The sequence below is a fragment of the Thiohalobacter thiocyanaticus genome (genome assembly GCF_003932505.1).
Taxonomy (GTDB): domain Bacteria; phylum Pseudomonadota; class Gammaproteobacteria; order Thiohalobacterales; family Thiohalobacteraceae; genus Thiohalobacter; species Thiohalobacter thiocyanaticus.
Map to the genome: position 1 here is coordinate 611321 of NZ_QZMU01000001.1, position 18608 is coordinate 629928.

Consider the following 18608-nt stretch of genomic DNA (forward strand, 5'->3'; position numbering starts at 1 on the left):
AGCAGCACGGAATCATCATGCCATGTCCAGACGCATCACCACCCTCCTCCTGCTCAGTCTGATTCCGATGCCCGCGCTGGCACTGGGCGATGCGGAGGCAGGCAAACGCATCGTCATGCAAGGCAACGATCAGGGCGCCACGGCCTGCGTGAGCTGTCACGGCGCCGACGGCAAAGGCAATCCCGCGGCGGGCTTCCCGCGCCTGACCGGCCTGAGTGACAAGTACCTTATCAAGCAGCTGCAGGACTACCGCCGGGGCACGCGGCGCAACCCGATCATGCAGCCGATCGCCGCCGCGCTGGCGCAACAGCAACTGCTTGACGTCGCCGCCTACTACGCCGGCAAGGCCCCCTCGGCCAATGCGGAAGGCACCCCGCCGGACGCCGGCCGGACGCTGGCCCTGCGCGGCGACTGGGACAACACCATCCCGGCCTGCGTGAGCTGCCACGGACCGGGGGGCCGCGGCGTGGATCCCTATTTCCCCGCCCTGGCCGGCCAGCACGCCGGCTACATCCAGTCCCAGCTCGAGGCCTGGCGCAAGGGCACCCGCCACAACGACGTCAACGACCTGATGCGCGTCGTGGCCGAACGCCTGACCCAGACCCAGATTCAGGCGGTATCGGAGTACTTCGCCGCCCAGCCTGCCGTCAAACCCGAGCCGGGAGCCGAGCAATGAATCGACCCCTTCACCTGATCGCTGCCCTGGTGCTGTGCAGCACCGCGCTCCAGGCCGGACAGGCGGACGACGACCAGGAGGAGCTGCCGGACACTCCGAACAGCGCACCCGGCTTCACCCCCCCGGCCGAATCCGAACTGCCGGACGGCCCCTTCGGCGAGATGGTGCGCTACGGCCGCGACCTGTTCGTGAACACACAGCAGCTGCGCGGCAGGTTCGTCGGCAACGGCCTGAACTGCGTCAACTGCCATATTGATGCCGGCCGCCGCGCCGACTCCGCGCCCTTATGGGCCGCCTACACCATGTATCCGGCCTACCGCAGCAAGAACGACCGCGTTAACACCCTGACGGATCGCATCCAGGGCTGCTTCCGCTACAGCATGAACGGTGCACCGCCGCCCTCCGGCAGCCGCGAGCTGTCCGCCCTCCTGAGCTACCATTACTGGCTGGCCAGGGGAGCACCGGTCGGCGTGGCGCTCGCAGGCCGGGGTTATCCAAAGCTCGACACGCCTCCCAGCGCCCCCGACATCGGCCGCGGGCGGCAGGTGTTCGAGGCCCAGTGCGCCTTCTGTCACGGCGACGACGGCCAGGGCCGCAAGGCCGAGGGCGCCTATGCATTCCCGCCGCTGTGGGGCCGGGACTCATACAACTGGGGCGCGGGCATGCACCGGATCAACACCGCGGCCGCCTTCATCCATGCCAATATGCCGCTGGGCAGGCCGGAATCACTCAGTGTGCAGCAGGCCTGGGACGTCGCCACCTTCATCAACAGCCGCGAGCGGCCGCAGGATCCCCGGCATGAAGGCGATCTGCAGGAGACCGACGCGGCCTACCACGCGCACCAGTGTCACTACGGCGACGAACTGGACGGGCAGCTACTCGGCAGCCGGGCCCATCCCAATCCGCTCCAATAGCCGGCGGCGATACGCGGGTCAGGCAGGTTTCTGCAGCACCAGCAGACGGTAATTCTTGTAGCGCTCGAATACCTCGCGGGTGCGGTATCCGGAAAGATATTTGAACCGCAGCTTCTCCCAGCGCTTGCGCAGCAGCCAGCCCAGTAGCCGCGTCCCCCACGGATAGCGGCCGTGCAGATAGACCCCGGTGGTCTCCACCGCCGGGATAATACGCTGGGTGAGCACCTCGTCGAGCAGGCCGATGGTGGGGCTGACGCGCGCTGTGATGTCCTCGTCATGCAGGATTTCGAAAGGGGATGCCGCGAGGGTGATGTAAAAGTCGGCCAGGGTGTGTCCGCCGCCGAAGCTGCGGCTTGCCGGCGTGCCGTCCCCGGCGGCCGCAGTCTTGAAGAAGTCGCTGATAATGACCCGACCACCCGGGGGCAGCAGCCGATCAAGGCGTTGAAACACGTCATCCAGCTTAATGTACTGAAAGCTCTCACTGAACAAAGCCACGTCATAGGCCCCGAACTGGGAGTCGACATCCAGCGCCTCGAAGCTCGATTCATAGACCCGGGCATTATTCTGCCCCGCCTCTTCCAGGCGCCGGCGCACCATGGCGGCCAGTGCGGCCGAGGGGATAACACCATCGGCCCGGTAGCCCTTTCCGCGCAGTTGGACCAGCATGTTGCCGGTGCCGCAGCCGATGTCCAGCAGCCGGGACGCCACGGCGGCGGGCGGCAGGGCCTCCAGGATCAGATCCGTATAGCGTTGCAGTGCCAGCGGCAGATTGGCGACCGTGACATCCAGACCGTCCCACAATCCGTAATGCAGATCATCGACCGCCAACAGGTGCCGGGCCATGACCAGTCCGTATTCGCGTGAATCCATCTTGTCCGTGCTTTGATCTGCCGGGCCGCCAACACCCGTATTATCGGAATATGCAAGGCCGCATCACTTATTATTCTGGCGCCGTCGGAGCAACCGGCCCGTCGGCTGCGACCAGATTATGTTCCCATGATACCGGCTCATGCCGTCACGGGCGAGGTCGAAATCCCGGTTCAGGACAGCAGTGCAGCCCTGGCCGGCCCTACCGGGCCGGCTGGGTCTGAAGGCAGATCCAGCCGGCCCGGCGTTGACCCTGGCAAAGCGGGCTGAGTATACTTTGGCGGCTGAGCGTGAAGCCCATGCCGGTTGCCGCGGAGGCAGAAATTCCGGCCTATCAGCAACCTGCAGCCGGCCTTACCGGTTATCAGGGCAGTCAGCTCATCCGGCCGCCAGTTATCGGCTCCCCATCGTCATTTCATCCTTGCAGCGGGGTAACCCCATGTACAACCGGAGCCACCCCAGTCCTGAATACCTCGATATGGTCAGGATGTACGAGACCCTGCACGAACAGGGTGAGCAATCGGCCGGCAAATCCGCCGAGGACACTTTCCCGGGCAAGATGCTGATCGAGCATGCTCCTGGCATCAAGGAGATGATCGAGCATACAGGTGCCAGGTCCATACTGGACTATGGTGCCGGCAAGGGCCTGGGTTACAAGCAGCGCAATATCAAATTGAACAAGACCCTGGAGGTGGGCAGCATTCAGGATTACTGGGGCGTCGACGAGATCCGCTGTTATGATCCCGGCTACGAACCCTTCAGCCAACTCCCCGACCAGCCGTATGACGGCGTGATATGTACCGATGTGCTTGAACATATCACAGAGCCGGATGTGCCCTGGGTGATCGATGAAATGTTTTCCTATGCACGCAAATTCGTCTACGCCAACGTCGCCTGTTACCCGGCAGTCAAATCCCTGCCCAACGGGCAGAATGTCCACTGCACGGTTCACCCCCCGGAATGGTGGGCGGGGCTGGTGCATGCGGTCGCCATGCGCCACACCGACATTGCGTATCGCCTGGTAATGTCCGCAAAGACCGGTCGCCGCAAGAAATTCGGTTTCGGAAAGAACCGCAAGACGGTTTACCACACCACTGAACGCCTGGTTTGACGATAACGGTTTCGGCTGCATGCGAGCCTGTCCGATTTGCCGATGTCGCTCAGGTCTGCATACCCGGCCTGACTAACACACGGATTGATGTATCTTGAAAAACAAAATGAAACCGGCTTCTCTTACCTTTACCAAGTTCACCAGAAAGAAACTGCTGCCCTGCTTTCCTCTCTCATCGAAACAGAGACTCGAAACTGAACGTCGCCTGCGCGGCAAGGAAGACTACGGCAAGCTATTACTGTCCGATGCCGTGATCGTGTCGCACGAAAAGAGCGGACGGACCTGGCTGCGAGTCATGCTGAGCCGGTTCTACCAGCAGCGTTACCGGCTGCCGGAGAGAAAACTGCTCAACTTCGACCGCCTGCACCGGCTGGAACCCCGGGTGCCCGTGATTTTCTTCACCCATGACCGGCAACTGGGCCATTACACAGGGAACTGGAACAACGAGGAACTCTACCGCACGGCCCCCGTGATCCTGCTGGTGCGCGACCCGCGCGATGTGGCCGTCTCCTTCTATTTCGACTGGAAATACCGGATGAGCGATCACAACCGGAAGCTCTACTTCCTGCCGCTCGATAACATCTCCATCTACAACTTCATCATGCAGAGCGAGTTCGGGCTGCCCGCCATCATTGCCTTCATGAACCGCTGGCATGGGTACATCGGACGGATGGAAAACCTGCACCTGTTCCGATATGAGGACCTGCGAGCGGATACGGCATCGGAGCTCGAAAAGATCCTGCGGATACTGGGCACCGACCCGCAGCAGGAGGAAATCGAGGACATCGTCGCTTATGCGGAGTTCGAAAAAATGAAGCAGCGCGAACTCTCGGGCGAGACCGGTGACAGCCGCATCTGCGCCACGGATCCCGATAACCCGGACTCCTTCAAGGCCCGGCGGGCCAAGGTCGGCGGCTACCGGGACTATTTCAGCAAGGATGAAATCCGCCGGATCGACGAACTGGTCGGCGCCACCCTCAACCCTGGCTACGGCTACTGAGTCTGCTCCCCGTCCCGGTCAGGGTCTGATCCTGCAACCATGGCCCGGCTGACGGCGAGCGCCCCGAACAGAATCAGAAAGAAGTGCCCGCGTTCGTCGTCATGACGGATCTGGAACATGCCGGCCAGCAGGAACAGTGCAATGGCGGCGAGCAGGAAGAGCAGCAGGGAAAAATCCCGCGTACGCGGCCCGCAGGCGGTCGACGCAGTTTTCAGGGCCAATCCGACCCACAGCAGAAACAGGCACAGACCCACTACGCCGATCTCGGCCAGCAACTGCAGATACAAATTGTGAAAGTGCGATTGGGGGGGCTTCACGCCCGAGGATACGATCAACATCTCGCTGGTCCCGGCGCCCCAGCCGGTCAGAGGTCGAGCCTCGATGCGTTCCCACGCCTCCGCCCACAGCGGCATCCGGGAACGCAGGCCGGTGGCATCCAGTCCCTCGACATTCTCCGTCGTCAGCAGAGATACCACTCTCTCCACATCTGTCATAAGCCGCTTTTCGATTATCCCACCATTCAAAAGAACAGCAGCAGCCAACACGGCTGTCCCGGCCAGGATAATCATCAACACCTTCCCTGATCTCGGGTGCTGCAGCGAGTGTACAACCAGCGCCAGCAGGACCACGGGCAGCACCAATGCACACGCCAACCAGACAGCGCGGGTCTGGGTCCAGAGCACAACCAGCGCCAGGAAAACCAGCAGAATCAAACACGCGGCACCAGCCACATCTGCCGGAGACGACCCGTGAACAACAGGATCAGCAGGCCGGTCAGCCCCGTCGCGGCATACAGAGCTGCACCGTTGCCCATCCCGAACAAGTGCCGCTGACCGTCCATGACCGAATCCAGTTGCGACCAGTCAAAGCCGAAGGCCAGAGCGAGCACCAGGCCGGCCAGCCCCAGACCCAGCACCCCGCGGATGCGCCGTTCATCGCCACCGATCCAGTAGGCCACAACCAGGGAAAATGCCCCACCGGTCAGCAGCAGATCGGCGCCAGATTCCAGGACTTCGGGCCGCCACTCACCACTGCTGTACAGGTACGCCCGCAACCAGCTCACAAGGATATAGGCGGTCAGCACCAGTGACACCCAGACGAAGGGCAGACCCCTGGCACGGGCCCGGAACTCACTGCCCCGGCCGAGCAGAGTCAGCAGCATGAGTACCAGCCCGGAGTACAGCAGACCCTGGTTGACGAAACCGCCGAAGGCGAACATGCCCAGTCCCGCAAGCCCGAGCCGGTCAGTCCAATCGGCCGATGCGGAAGAACTTACAGGAAGAATCGAACTCAAGCAGACACCCGCCGGATTAGCGCCCGATCGCAACGGGCAGAGCGATTGAATGGGAGCGAATTCTACCCGAGGCGACCGGATCGGACCACTTGCCCGGATCCATCACACGGATTCCGCCATGCCGGGAGACCTCCCTGCTCCATGCAATCCCCTGCCGGCTCGGGTAAAATGGCCTATTCTTCGATCAACGTGTTCCCGGAATCCATGACCAGCACCTTCGCAGCTCTGCGCGCCTCGCTGCCCCAGGCCACCAAGACCATCTGGAAGAAAACCAGCCGGCGCCTGCTCAAGCTCCGCCTCGATCTGACCGGGGCCGATGCCGAGCAACGCATCCAGGCGGAGCGCCGGCTGCGCGGCCGGGAACAGTATCGCAAGCTCAAACAGGCCGATGCGGTGGTGGTCTCCTTCGGCAAGAGCGGCCGCACCTGGCTGCGGGTGATGGTCTCGCGCCTTTACCAGCAGCTCTACGGGCTGCCCGAGAGCGCCCTGATCGGTTTCGACAACTTCCACAACATGCAGCGGGCCATTCCGCGCATCTTCTTCACCCACGACAACTACATCGGCGACTTCACCGGTCACACCGACTCCAAGGTGGATTTCTACGGCAAGAAGGTGGTGCTGCTGGTGCGTGATCCGCGCGATGTAGCCGTATCACAGTTCTTTCAATGGCAGCACCGCATGCGTCCGGAGAAGAAGGCGCTGAACGAGTACCCCCCGCACGGGGCCGAGATGTCGGTATACGACTTCGTGTTGCATAAAGGCGCCGGCCTGCCCAAGGTGATGGACTTCATGAATCTGTGGGCGCGCGAGATGGACAAGATCAGGGAGTTCTGCCTGGTCCGCTACGAGGACATGCGCGCCGACCCGCACCAGGCGCTCAGCCGGGTGGCGCAGTTCCTGGAGATTCCGGCCAGTCCCGAGCAGATCCAGGAGGCTGTGGACTACGCCTCCTACGAGAACATGAAGAAGATGGAGTCCTCGCACAGCTTCCGTCTGAGCGGCGGGCGCATGGTCCCGCGCGACCGCAACAATCCCGACAGCTACAAGGTACGCCGCGCCAAGGTCGGCGGCTACCGGGATTACTTCGAGGACGACCAGATCCGGGAGATCGATGCCCTGATGGAAGGCACGCTCGACCCGGTCTATGGCTATCGGGCCTCAGAGCCGGTCGGCTGAGAAGGCCGGTTCGCTCACTCGATAACCTGCCGCGAGGTCTCCAGATACTGCCTGCCGCGGGACATGACGGTTGCGGCATCGGCGCTCTCCGAGGCCACATGCACCTCCTCCAGCACCTCCGCCAGTTCTTCCAGCTCTTCCTCGAGTCTGTGCAGGGCATTCTCCAGGGTGTACGTAATCCGGTGCACCTCGTGCAGGTCACCGGAACTCAGTTCCCCCCTGGCCAGAATTGCTTCCAGACGGGCGTTGTATTCGGAGAAATTCGCCACGGCCTGTTCCAGCGTCTCCGCCGGCTCACCCTCGTAATGGCCTGGACGGTCGTCGGCCAGAACAGGCAGAGACAGGCCGAGAGTGGCCACGAGCAGGCTGGATGCAAATCGCTTCATTGTACGACCCCTTTTAACTGAATAAAAATCATTATCAATAATATTCGCATGCCAGTGACTGGCTGTCAATCGCCCGCTTCCGGCGCGACGCAGCACAGGGCGGGATTTCATATTCCGGGTCGGGAAAGCAGACTCAGAGGGGAATGTCACCTAAGTTAGCCGTCATTGCGAGGAACGAAGTGACGCGGCACAAGCGAGCTTGCGAGCGCAGAACGCCTTTATGCCCTTTGGGTGCGCAGGGCGGCCCTTTATGCCCTATGGGTGCGAAGGGGTGAGCGTAGCGAATAATCTCCAACCGGCTGATTCTCCGGTATGAGATTGCCATGCTACTCCCATAGAACCCCTTCGGGCTCGTTATGGGTACCCCACCCTTCAGGTCAGATCAGAGATTGCCCGCACGGGCCAGCGGCGGGGTCCGGTCCAGCAGTTCCAGCGCATCGTGGCGCAGGTGGTTCTTCGCCATTTCCTCGCGCAGCAGGTCTTCCGTGATCACGCCCTGGTCGAGGCATTCGCGCACCAGGCCGAAGAAGAAGGCCTCCTGGTTCGGGTCCGGGTGCGCCCGGTAGCGTCCGGCCAGGCCGTAGTCGCCGAACAGCGCCCGGCGCGCGCGGCGGAACCAGTGCTTGGGCGGGAACAGGCGGAAGGAATCGGCGGCGCGGAAATCCACCGGCAGACCGGTCTTCCAGGGCTGGGTCTTGCGCTTGGTGTTGTGCAGCATCCGGGTGTTCTCATCGAGGTGGTCGAAGTCGTTCCATTCCGGCTCGAACAGCCCGATGGTCTCGGCATCCTCGTATTTCAGGCACACCCAGGGCATGTAGTCGCGGATGCCCTCGAACATGGCGTGAAACTGCTCCTCGAACTTCCAGTGCGTGAGTTTGGCGTTGTCCATCAGCATGACGCTGGTGGCCAGACAGCCGCGCTTGCCCTTGTTGCCGGACTTGGGCCGGCACATGACGGCCTTGCCCTGCATGTCGCGGGAGAACAGCTCCCAGATATCAGCCAGGGCGAAGATGTCCGGATCGATGACGATGGAGCGGCCCTGGTAGTTCATCAGCTGCGGTGGCAGGAAGCGGGTCGGGGTGAAGGACTGCAGATCGTCCCGCACCCAGCGCCGCCACTCGCCGTCGCGCAGGTACATCTGCCCCTCGTGCTCGCGCAGGATGGGGAAGTCGTCGTAGTGCATGATGCGGATATCGAAGCGGTCGTTGTGCTTCGAATTGCGCCGCAGGGCGTACTGCGCCACCAGGGCGCCGAGTTGCTGCTTGTCGTTGGCCTGGATGAATACACAATGCTCCATGCCGGGTTCCTCGCTGGGGACAGTCATAATCCGCTCATTTTATCGGTCCGCCCCCCCGAAACCAAGCTGCACCTGCCCCGCGGCCGAAGGATTGCCGACAACACCGGGAAGACACCGTCATTCCCGCGCAGGCGGGAATCCATGAACCGCCGAGGCTGCTGGATCCCCGCCTGCGCGGGGATAACGAGGAAGCGGGCGTGGCGCTTTTGGCCGGGGGCGGCAAAAACGCGTATAATTCCCGACCACCTTCATCCCCACCCGGGGCCAGCATTTTTTCATCCGGAACAACAGCATGAGCTTCACCAACCCCCTGCGCCGCATTGGCAGCGACAATCTCCGCAAGGCCGCCATCATCACCTCCACGGCCCTGCTGCCCCGGCGCCTGCGGGTGGCCCGGCGCAAGGCCCGGCTGGGGGCGCTGGAAGTGGACATCGCCCGGCGCTCCTCGCTGATCATCATCGCCCACCCCAAGAGCGGCAACACCTGGCTGAAGGTCATGCTCACCCGCCTCTACAGCCGGCGCCACGGGATCCCCGAGGAGGATTTCGCCCGCTATCCCGCGCTGGCCGACGCCAACCCGGCCATCCCCCGCTTCGCCGCCACCAACGGCTGGTACAGCTACGAACGTGCGGTGGGCGACAAACTGCAGCCGGGCGCAGCGGACTCCGAACTCAGGCACAAACCGGTGGTGCTGCTGGCGCGCAATCCGCTGGACATCGCCGTATCCTGGTACTTCCAGTTCACCAAGCGCCAGTCCGGGCACAAGCAGGAACTGATCAACGCCGAGCTCGCACACCCGGTGGACCGTCACAACATCGGGATGTGGGAATTCGTGCGCGACAGCGACATCGGCCTGTCCTCGCTGATCCGCTTCCTCAATTACTGGGACGCGGCCCTGGACAACCTGGATCACACCCTGCTCACCTCCTACGAGGCCCTGCGCAGCGAGCCCGCCGAGGTCCTGCGCCAGATCACCGGGCTGATGGGCGATAGCTTCAGCGACGCTGAGCTCAATGAGGCGGTGGAATTCGCCTCTTTCGACAACCTGCGCAAGCTGGAGAGCGAGGGCTTCTTCCGCTCCGGCGGTCTGACCCTGCGCAACGCTTCCGACCCCGAGAGCTTCAAGGTGCGCCGGGCCAAGGTCGGCGGCTACCGCGACTACTTCACCGAGGCACAGGCCCGGGAACTGGAGCAGCTGGTGCGCAGCGAACTCTCGCCCCGGCTGCAGACGCTGTTCGGCCTGGACCGGCCGCAGGAGGACGCCCCGGCGGCACCGGCCGCGGCCAACCCTTGACCCGGCAGGCGCCGCGCATCTGGCGGGTCCTCGGCGACAAGCGCGGGGACAACGGCCAGGTCGAGGTCATCGCCGAGGCCCTGGCCCGGCAGCACGGCTGGGAATCCGAACTCCGCCATCTGGAGATGCGGCCCAGATACGTGTTCGGCAAGCCGCGCGTCGGCCCCACCCTGTATCACCTGGACCCCGAACGGTCCGACGCCCTGGAGCCACCCTGGCCCGATCTCATCCTGACCAGCGGCCGCCGCCCGGCGAATGCCGCCCTCTGGATCAAAAAGCAGTCCGGCGGCCGCACGCGCATCGTGCTGGTGGGCAAGCCCTCGGGCTGGATGTCGCACTTCGATCTGATCATCACCAGTGCCGAGACCCTGCCCGCCCCCTTCCCCAATGTGCTGCACATCGGCCTGCCGCTGATGCAGCTCGACCCGGACCGGCTCGAGGCCGGCCGCGCCCAGTGGCAGGCGGCCTTCGTCGATCTGCCCCGGCCGCTGGTGGTCTTTCTGATCGGCGGGCCGACCAATCCCTTCGTCTACAACGCCGACGTGGTGCGGCGCCTGCGCGCGCGCATCGATCAGGTGCTGGCCGCCGGCGGCACCCCCTGGCTGGTCGGCTCGCGCCGCACCCCGAAGCCCTTCATGCAGCGGCTGCGGCAGGGTCTGCCCGCAACGGTGCGGGTCTATGACTGGAACCGGCCCGAGGGCGATAACCCCTACGCCGGTCTGCTGGCCCTGGGCGATCGCTTCGTGGTGACCGGCGACAGCATCTCCATGCAGGTGGAGGTGGCCCGACTGGGCCTGCCCCTGGAGATCCTGCCCCTGCCCACCGGCTGGTTCGGCGGGATCGACAATGCCCGCCGGCGGCTCGCCGCCTGGCTGTTCCAGCCGCCGCGCGATGCCAACCCCCGGGAGCAGGCCCGGATCGCGACGGCCCGCGCCCTGTACCACCTGCGGCTGCTGCAGCAGACCCGGCACTTTCCCCGTTTTCACCAGATGCTGGTCGACCAGGGACTGGCCCGCTGGGCGGGGGAAAACCACAATGAAACCGGCGCGGCCGGCAGCCATGACCGCGCCGGTCAACAGACAGAACAGGATCTGCAGCGTATCCTCGAACGTATCGAAGGACTGCTCCCGGCTTCATAACATGAAATTGAACACTTCTGCGACATATCGAAACCCCCGTGCGTTGGGATGGCTTGCCGCACTACTCCTGGCCGCGGCAAGCCAGGCGCCGGCCATGGCCGGCGGCGAGCCCGTCGCGCACTCGCCGGCGACTGCGCTGCCGGTCGTGGGCTGGCAGGCGGTGACACTGAGCGCCTCCAATCTTCTGGGCTCGGCCGTCTCCCGCATCCGGCTGCATGAGGCGGCGGCCGGCGAACCGGCCGGCCAGGTGAACGCCGGCGGCCCATTGCTGGTGCTGCTGGCCGACAACCGGGTGGGACGGCAGAACCTGGAGCGCCTGTCCGCCTGGTACGATCCCGCCGGCACCCTGGTACAGCGCTGCCGGGTCGGCTTCGGCCGCAGTGACAGCCGGGCCAAGTGCTACCGCTACGAAGATCGCGGCATCCTGCGTGAACGCCGGGAGAGCGATCTCACTGCCGCCGACATCGCGTCGCAGCCGGACTGGACCCGCGACGGCGCCCGCAGCGCCCTGGCCCTGGCCCGCGACTGGCCCGTATCCAGTTCGGGGCGGCTGCGGCTGCCGGACGCCATCCCGGAAAACGCCGGACTGATCTCGCCCACGCTGCTGCTGCCCCTGGCCAGTGCCGCACCCCTGCAGGCGAGCGGTGACAGCAAGGCCTTCTTCGTCCACACCGATCACGACTTCTTCCGGGTCACACTGACGGTCACCGGCCGTGAACCGGTCGCTGCCGAGTACCGACTGGACACGGACACAGGCAGTCAACAGATCCGGAACCGGATCGAGGCCCTGGTGATCCGCCTGGAGACCACGCCCATCGGCGACCCCGAAAACGGTTTCGAACTGCTGGGCCTGCGCCCGCCCCTGACCCTGCTGCTCGATCCCGCCACCCGGCTGCCGCTGGCCCTGCGCGGCGACGCCCCGCGGCTCGGTCCCGGTGAGATCCGGCTGGAAGCGGCGCGGCTGAGCGAATGAAGCCGGCACGGACGGTCCTGATCAGCAACCCGGCCAGCGGCCACAACCGCAAGGCCTTCGACCGACTGCAGCAGCGTCTCGCCCGCTATCCGCTGCTGGAACAGCATGTCACCGGCTCGCCCGCCGAGGCCCGGGCGCTGATCCGGCGACTGGCCGGCACCGACACGCAGGTACTGGCCATCAACGGCGGCGACGGCACCCTGGCCTGTATGCTGGGCCTGCTCGTGCAGCACTGGCCGGCCGAGCGCTGGCCCGCGCTCATCGTACTGCCCGGCGGTACCGCCAACATGAGCGCGGGCGACATCGGGGCAGCCGGCAGCCCGCGCCGGGCCTGGCGGCGCTTCTTCCGCTGGCTGGACCGCGGCTGCCCGCTGGATGCGCCGGCGGCAGAGCGCCATATCATGCAAGTGGAGGGCCTGGCCGATGGCAACATCCATTACGGCATGTTTCTCGGCACCGGCGCCATCATGCAGGCCACGCAATATGCCCACAGCAGGGTGCATGCGCGCGGCCTGGGCGGCGAGATCAGCCTGGGCCTGACGCTGGCGCGTACCCTGTGGGGGCTGGCGCGGCGCGACCCGCGCTTCTATCAGCCGACGCGGGTGCGCCTGAGCCTGGCGGGTAGCGACACCGCCGCGCCGGCCGCGCGCGAGGAAACCCCCATGCTGATCCTGGCGGCCAGCACCCTGGAGCGACTGTTTCTCGGTATCCGGCCCTTCTGGGGCCAGGGCGACGGCGCCCTGGGGCTGACCACCATCCGGGCCGGCGCGGCACACTTCCCGCGCACCTTCGCCTCCATCCTGCGCGGCCGACCGAACCGGCATGCAAGCCCCGGCAATGGGTATGAGAGCTTTCGCACGGCGCACTTCGAGCTCGATTTCGACGGTCAGCTCAATCTGGACGGCGAGCTGCTTGCCGCCGGCCGGTCATGCGGGCCGGTCACGGTCACTGCCCGGGGCCCGTTCCGATTTCTGCGGCTGACATGACCCACCTGTTGACCGCTGCGTATTTCGTGAACCACGTAGGTCGGGTTAGCCCGGCAGGGCGTAACCCGACGTGGTTTGCCGCCGCGGTGTCGGGTTACGCTGCGCTAATCCGACCTACGCGGCTCAACAGTCTGAAATATTGACCACGACACCGAAACACATCGTCATCCCCGCGCAGGCGGGGATCCAATAACCGCGGTGGTTTATGGATTCCCGCCTGCGCGGGAATGACGGGAAGGGGATAATCAGAGTTTTCTGGGGCATAATGAATCCCGGCATGACCGCCATAAGAACACAGCCCGCCTACCCCGAACCCGCCGGCCCCGATGCGGCCGATTCGCCGCCGCTGCATGCACTGCTGAACGCTCTGCAGACACGCTTTGGCGACGCGCTGCAGGCGGTGGTGCTGTACGGTTCCTGCCTGCGCAGCGCCGACCTGCTGGAAGGCGTGGTCGACCTGTACGCCCTGGTCGATGACTATGCTCGGGCCGAACCCCGCCTCCAGCGCCGTCTCGGCATCCGGCTGCTGCCGCCCAATGTCTATTACCTCGAAGCCCCGGTGGATGACCGCACGGTGCGCTGCAAGTACGCCTGCTCAGTCCCTGGCCGCGCTCGAACCGCGGCACCGGCCGCGCCCGATTCGAATCCTATGTTATGTGGGGGGCGCTGTCGCCCAGCCGGTGGAAAGCTTTTCAAACAGCCGCACACCGCAGTTGTGCGCGCGCCGCCTGCACGCGATTTCCTGCAGGGCCGCCGATACCCTGCTCGCCGCTCCCGGTTCCCGCCCTGCCGCCGAGGCATCCTGACCAGCCTGTGGGGAAAGGCGCCCCGGTGGCCACTTAGCTAATGCCACGGTCGAGCTGCGCGAGGAGCGCAGGGGCCGGGCCGGAGAAACCCTGGCCCGGCATTTACCGGCTTTCTATACCGTCATAACTCTGTCCCTTCCTGTCGTCTTTCCTACTGCATTCACCCTGCTGCCGACCAAGACGACGCCGAGGCATACAATACAGCTCACACGTACGCCCCGGCCCGTCGCCTGGCCGCTGGCAATTGCTGCCTGCCCTTTGGCAGGGGCAGAGCTGCTGTCCCTGGACCCGGCTGGTCAGGGCCTGTCACGCGTTCGAGGGCGTACTGGAACTACCTGGCCTGGAAGCTCTCCCGCCATTCGGGCCAGACAGTCGAGGTTCCGGCGCGGGTCCGCCGCCGGCCGCTGATCCATGTCTGGAGCTGGGGCTGGCAGCTGTACCGGCGCGGTGTCTTTCGCTGACGGTCTTGAGCCTCGTCAAGAAAGTCCGACCTGATTCGGGTTTTCCGTCATTGCGAGGCGCCTGGCGCCGCGGCACAAGCGAGCTTGCGAGCGCAGAACGCCCGCAGGGCGGCCCCGAAGGGGTGAGCGTAGCGAATAATCTCTAACCGGCTGATTCTGCATTAGGAGATTGCCGCGCTGCGTTCGCAATGACAAATTTGATCTGCGCCATGACTCGCCCCCGTGGGATGGGGTATAGTTGCGCCACGTAACACGCAGGGTATTGAGAATCATGAAGAACTACGGGGTATTCATCCAGACCAATCACAAGCAGATCGTCGGCGCCATTGTCGCCGAACACGCGCTGCGCCGTTACTCCTCCCACAATGACGAATTCGACGTGCACGTCATGGACACCCGTGACTATCCCTTCTTCCGGGCGCGCGAAGGCCAGTACTACATGCGCGACGGGGTCAAGCGGGTGTGGCTGAATGACGACCTGCAGTCCTTCACCCCCACCCGTTTCATGCCGCCGCAGCTGATGGGCTACCAGGGCCGGGCCGTGGTCATCGATCCCGACATCTTCGCCTGCACCGACATCTGGGAACTGCTCACCCGCGACATGCAGGACAAAGCCATCATGTGCCGCATGCGCTCCGGCCCCAAGGGCTTCATCGACCGCTGCTATGCCAGCAGCGTGATGCTGCTCGAGAACAGCCGCCTCACGCACTGGAAGCCGGAGGATCAGTTCAACGCCATGTTCGACGCCGGCTATGACTACCAGCCCTGGATCTGCCTGAAGAACGAAGACCCCGAGAGCATCGGCTTCTTCGAGAAGGAATGGAACGACTTCGACACCTTCTCGCCGGCGACCAGGATGCTGCACACCACCCGGCGCAAGACCCAGCCCTGGAAGACCGGCCTGCCGGTGGACTGGCGGCCGTCGGAGCGCTTCCGCCTGTTCCCGCCGGCCGCCTGGCTGCTGCGGGCCCGGCGTCACCTGTTCGGCGAGTACGGTCTCATGGGCAAGTACAAGGCCCATCCCGACCAGAATCAGGAGCGTTTCTTCTTCGGCCTGCTCAAGGAATGCATCAACGAGGGCAGGATCAGCGAGGCCTTCCTGCGCGAAGAGATGGAACGCAGCCATGTGCGCCACGACGCCTTCGAGGTACTGGAGCACACCCAGGATCTGCCGCCGGCGCCGGCGCATCCGTTGAGCGCGCAGCAGGCGGCGTGACGGGCAGATACAAGAGACGAGAGACAAGGTACAAGCAAAACCCGCGCAGCCTCGTAGGTCGGGTTAGCGCAGCGTAACCCGACGTCCTCGCGGTCAGTGTCGGATTACGCCCTCGCGGGCTAATCCGACCTACGCCGCTAAAAACCTTCCAGCAGCGCCCGAACCCGCTGCGCCGTGCGTTCCAGCTCGGCGCCTGAATCCTCCTCCACTGTCTGATACCACTGCTCGCCCTGCTGAATCAGCGCCGGCGCTTCATCCAGCCAGTGCGCCCGGCCGGCATCGACCAGCGCCTGTTGGATACGCCCCACGTCACGGCGCATACGCACCGGCGCCAGCCGTATGGCCAGGCGATGGCTGAGCGGTTTGTAACGGAGGTTGTGGGGATGGCGCCACCAGGCACCCGGCGGGTCGGCCGGGTCGAACAGATACAGCGGTCGACCCATGGCCGCGGCCTCGGCCAGCATGGACATGCTCTCGCCGGTCACCACGAAGCGTTCAGCCAGGCCCAGGTAGGCATGATAGGGATTGTCCCGACCTGTGTTGTCCTCATCCCACCACCAGGCGGCTGATGGCACTGCAAGCGCATCACGGAAGGCCTGTGCGGCCGCCGGCGGGGTGCGCCGGCTGTCGGTGACCAGCACCGTGCCGCCGGTCTGCGCCACCAGCCGGTTCACGCCCTCGGCCAGCCGCCGGCCCTTGTCCCGGGTGAACACGAAAGGTCCGCTGTCGCCGCCGATCAGCACCGTGGTGAAGGGACGCGGCAGGTCGGCCAGTTCGGGTGCCAGCCGCTGCGCCGCGGCCGCGACCCGCTCGCGCTGCACGCGGTGCAGCGGAAGGTTGTTGTGCAGGATGTTGTCCTGCTCGGGGAGGAAGTACTGCGGGGTGGTGACGATCAGATCGTAGCAGTCCGGCGGCGCCCAGGGCCGGCCGATATGGACCAGTCGGCTGCGGTTGCCGGACCGGCGGCGGATCCAGCGCGCAACCGGCTCGTTGCGCCGACCGGCGCTGATGATCAGATCCGGCCAGGGCGGCGCCAGCGGACTGGAGCGGCGGCGATCGATCCCGGCCAGGGTCGTACCCAGGAGCAGATGCGGCAGCAACTCCCAGCCGCGTGCCTGGATGTGCTTTTCCTGATACGGCCAGCCCAGCGCCTCGGCCAGTGCCAGCACCTGATTGTTGTCGCCGGCCTTCCTGCCCAGCAGCACCCAGACACCTGTTTGCATCGTCAAGCCGGATCGGTCCGTATGGGAAACTGTGCTATCATACGCGCCCTGTCACCAGGGTGAAACCGCCCGCCCAGCATACAAGACCGCGCCTTTTTATGTTCGACATGTCCTATAAAGAAATGGGGGCCGTAGCCTCGCGTCACCTGGCCCTCGCCTCACTCTTTTTCCTGCCGCTGGAAAAACGCATCGCGCTCGAGCGGCGCCTGCGCGGCAGGGAGGAATACCGCAAGCTGCAGGAGGCCGACTGGGTGCTGATGTCCTGGGGCAAGAGCGGGCGCACCTGGTTCCGGGTGATGCTGTCGCGTTTCTACCAGCTGCGCTTCAACCTGCCGACGGACCACATGCTGGAATTCGACAATTTCAACCGGCTCAACCACGCCGCGCCGAAGGTGCTGTTCAGCCATAACAACTACATGCGCGATTACCTGCGCAACTGGGACAACCTGGAGCATTTCCGCGGCAAACAGGTGGTGCTGCTGGTGCGCGACCCGCGCGATGTGGCCGTCTCCCAGTTCTTCCAGTGGCGCTACCGCATGCTGCCGCGCAAGAAGCTGCTCAACGACTACCCCCCGCACGGCGCCGAGATCGATGTATTCGACTTCGTCAGCAATGAAAAATGCGGCATCCCACGCATCGTGGATTATTTCAACGGCTGGGCCGCGGCCATGCCGATGCTGGGCGATGATCTGCTCCTGATCCGTTACGAGGACATGCGCAGCGACCCGGGCGCGGTAATGCGCAGGGTGTTCGATTTCACCGGCACGCCCGGCAGCGCCGACGAGGTCACGGCGGCGGTGGAATACGCCGCCTATGACAACATGAAAAAGCGCGAGGCGGAGAAACAGGGGATGCGCGCCAGCGGCCAGCGGGTGAAGCCGGGTGACGAGAACAATCCGGATTCCTTCAAGGTGCGGCGCGGCAAGGTGGGCGGTTATCGCGACTACTTCACGGATGAACAGCTCCTGGCGGTCGACGCGATGGTGGAGCAGCACCTGGACCCGGTGTTCGGCTATAAGCGGGCGTAGGCCGGGATAAGCGCGCGCGTTCCCGGCATCCTGCCAGACCGCTGCCGGAAACGGTCCTGCCGGCCCTTATTCCGGCCTGCAGTCCTTTGTTATTTGGCGGCCCCGCGCAGCCCCTGGGCCAGACGCAGGATGCGCTTGCCGGTGTGCGTCCCCATGCGGGCCAGGCGCTGGGCCTGACGCGCCACCGGACCGGAACGCACCCAGTTGACCTGCACCATGCGGCGCTCGCCGTCGAAGCGCTTGTAGCCATGATAGCTGTTGCCGCTGCGCTTGAAGGCCAGCAGCGTGCCGCCGATGGGCGTGACCTCAGCGGCGTAATCCTCGATATCGCTCTTGCTGCGCAGCAGCCGCAGCTTGCCGCCCTCCTGATGCCATTCCGGGTTGAAGTACAGCAGCACCGTGATCACCTTGCTCCAGTGATCGGTGTGGATGTTGCCATCGCTCATTTCGGAATACTTGCGCACCGTGATGGTCTTGACCGTGCGGCCGAGATTCACCCCGAACTTGCGCTCGATCAGCTGTTCGAACTCGGGACTGTCCAGCTCACGCAGCACCTGGGCAAAGGCCGGGCCGAACTCCAGGTCCTCGGGATTGAAGTTGGCCGGGATGTCGATCCGCGGATAGTCGGCATTGACCCGTTCCAGTTCCCCCGCCGGTATCACGTCCTCGGCGACCATGAAACTGAAGGGGTCAGTCTGCAGGGGGGTGTCTTCCACCGCCTGGAAGTTGAGGAGTCGGCTGTCGGTCGCGGTCATGATCGC

General features: G+C 64.7%; 19 protein-coding genes. 12 read left to right on the plus strand and 7 right to left on the minus strand.

From position 1 onward, the window contains the following. Window positions 1-22 precede the first annotated feature (22 nt). Together D6C00_RS02925 and D6C00_RS02930 are read left to right on the plus strand one after the other, a co-directional pair. Window positions 23-676: a c-type cytochrome gene (locus tag D6C00_RS02925; RefSeq protein WP_241546778.1), complete on the plus strand. Its 654-nt coding sequence runs from the start codon at window positions 23-25 to the stop codon at window positions 674-676. Next, window positions 673-1590, plus strand: a complete 918-nt coding sequence (locus D6C00_RS02930; protein WP_125180237.1) for a c-type cytochrome — start codon at window positions 673-675, stop codon at window positions 1588-1590. The genes D6C00_RS02925 and D6C00_RS02930 overlap by 4 nt, the downstream gene beginning before the upstream one ends. Window positions 1591-1608: 18 nt before the next feature. On the opposite strand, the gene D6C00_RS02935 is transcribed toward D6C00_RS02930, so the two are convergent. Continuing rightward, the gene (locus D6C00_RS02935) at window positions 1609-2460 is read right to left on the minus strand and encodes an SAM-dependent methyltransferase (RefSeq protein ID WP_125180238.1); all 852 of its coding nucleotides are present in this window, start codon (window positions 2458-2460) and stop codon (window positions 1609-1611) included. Window positions 2461-2944: 484 nt separating this feature from the next. Here D6C00_RS02935 and D6C00_RS02940 point away from each other — a divergent pair, with 484 nt between their 5' ends. After that, complete coding sequence (locus D6C00_RS02940; protein ID WP_206609489.1) at window positions 2945-3568, plus strand: methyltransferase domain-containing protein; 624 nt, start codon at window positions 2945-2947, stop codon at window positions 3566-3568. 94 nt (window positions 3569-3662) lie between these two features. Next, window positions 3663-4568 (plus strand): sulfotransferase domain-containing protein, encoded by a 906-nt coding sequence (locus tag D6C00_RS02945; RefSeq protein WP_125180239.1) that lies wholly within the window; start codon window positions 3663-3665, stop codon window positions 4566-4568. On the opposite strand, the gene D6C00_RS02950 is transcribed toward D6C00_RS02945, so the two are convergent. Both D6C00_RS02950 and D6C00_RS15405 read right to left on the minus strand, forming a co-directional pair. Further along, a complete protein-coding gene (locus D6C00_RS02950; RefSeq protein ID WP_158675265.1) occupies window positions 4562-5281 on the minus strand; it encodes an O-antigen ligase family protein in 720 nt (239 codons plus the stop codon). The two genes, D6C00_RS02945 and D6C00_RS02950, sit on opposite strands and share 7 nt — an antisense overlap. Then, on the minus strand, window positions 5278-5787 hold the full coding sequence (locus D6C00_RS15405) for a hypothetical protein (RefSeq protein ID WP_158675266.1): 510 nt from the start codon (window positions 5785-5787) through the stop codon (window positions 5278-5280). Before D6C00_RS15405 ends, D6C00_RS02950 begins: the two co-directional genes overlap by 4 nt. 216 nt (window positions 5788-6003) lie before the next feature. Between D6C00_RS15405 and D6C00_RS02955 the strand changes: the two genes are divergently transcribed. Next, window positions 6004-7038 (plus strand): sulfotransferase domain-containing protein, encoded by a 1035-nt coding sequence (locus D6C00_RS02955; protein ID WP_206609490.1) that lies wholly within the window; start codon window positions 6004-6006, stop codon window positions 7036-7038. A 14-nt stretch (window positions 7039-7052) separates the two neighbouring features. Here the strand turns inward: D6C00_RS02955 and D6C00_RS02960 are convergent, their stop codons facing one another. Beyond that, on the minus strand, window positions 7053-7424 hold the full coding sequence (locus D6C00_RS02960) for a DUF6746 family protein (RefSeq protein WP_125180241.1): 372 nt from the start codon (window positions 7422-7424) through the stop codon (window positions 7053-7055). A gap of 382 nt (window positions 7425-7806) precedes the next feature. Then, a complete protein-coding gene (locus D6C00_RS02965; RefSeq protein WP_206609491.1) occupies window positions 7807-8748 on the minus strand; it encodes a glycosyltransferase family protein in 942 nt (313 codons plus the stop codon). Between the two features lie 265 nt (window positions 8749-9013). Between D6C00_RS02965 and D6C00_RS02970 the strand changes: the two genes are divergently transcribed. From D6C00_RS02970 to D6C00_RS02995, 6 genes are all read left to right on the plus strand, one after another. Next, window positions 9014-10015 (plus strand): sulfotransferase domain-containing protein, encoded by a 1002-nt coding sequence (locus D6C00_RS02970; protein WP_125180242.1) that lies wholly within the window; start codon window positions 9014-9016, stop codon window positions 10013-10015. Beyond that, window positions 10012-11154, plus strand: a complete 1143-nt coding sequence (locus D6C00_RS02975) for a mitochondrial fission ELM1 family protein (protein ID WP_125180243.1) — start codon at window positions 10012-10014, stop codon at window positions 11152-11154. Before D6C00_RS02970 ends, D6C00_RS02975 begins: the two co-directional genes overlap by 4 nt. A 94-nt stretch (window positions 11155-11248) precedes the next feature. After that, window positions 11249-12127 (plus strand): hypothetical protein, encoded by an 879-nt coding sequence (locus tag D6C00_RS02980; protein WP_125180244.1) that lies wholly within the window; start codon window positions 11249-11251, stop codon window positions 12125-12127. Then, a complete protein-coding gene (locus tag D6C00_RS02985) occupies window positions 12124-13113 on the plus strand; it encodes a diacylglycerol/lipid kinase family protein (protein ID WP_206609492.1) in 990 nt (329 codons plus the stop codon). Before D6C00_RS02980 ends, D6C00_RS02985 begins: the two co-directional genes overlap by 4 nt. A 277-nt stretch (window positions 13114-13390) precedes the next feature. After that, on the plus strand, window positions 13391-13960 hold the full coding sequence (locus D6C00_RS02990; protein WP_125180245.1) for a hypothetical protein: 570 nt from the start codon (window positions 13391-13393) through the stop codon (window positions 13958-13960). 691 nt (window positions 13961-14651) lie between these two features. Then, entirely contained in the window at window positions 14652-15596 is a 945-nt protein-coding gene (locus D6C00_RS02995) for a hypothetical protein (protein ID WP_125180246.1), read from the plus strand. A gap of 137 nt (window positions 15597-15733) precedes the next feature. Here the strand turns inward: D6C00_RS02995 and D6C00_RS03000 are convergent, their stop codons facing one another. After that, window positions 15734-16819, minus strand: a complete 1086-nt coding sequence (locus tag D6C00_RS03000; protein WP_125182337.1) for a mitochondrial fission ELM1 family protein — start codon at window positions 16817-16819, stop codon at window positions 15734-15736. A gap of 107 nt (window positions 16820-16926) precedes the next feature. On the opposite strand from D6C00_RS03000, the gene D6C00_RS03005 reads away from it, so the two are divergent. After that, window positions 16927-17847: a sulfotransferase domain-containing protein gene (locus D6C00_RS03005; protein WP_206609494.1), complete on the plus strand. Its 921-nt coding sequence runs from the start codon at window positions 16927-16929 to the stop codon at window positions 17845-17847. 89 nt (window positions 17848-17936) lie between these two features. On the opposite strand, the gene D6C00_RS03010 is transcribed toward D6C00_RS03005, so the two are convergent. Continuing rightward, window positions 17937-18602, minus strand: coding sequence for a 2OG-Fe(II) oxygenase (locus D6C00_RS03010; RefSeq protein ID WP_158675267.1), 666 nt, complete (start codon window positions 18600-18602; stop codon window positions 17937-17939). Window positions 18603-18608 lie beyond the last annotated feature (6 nt).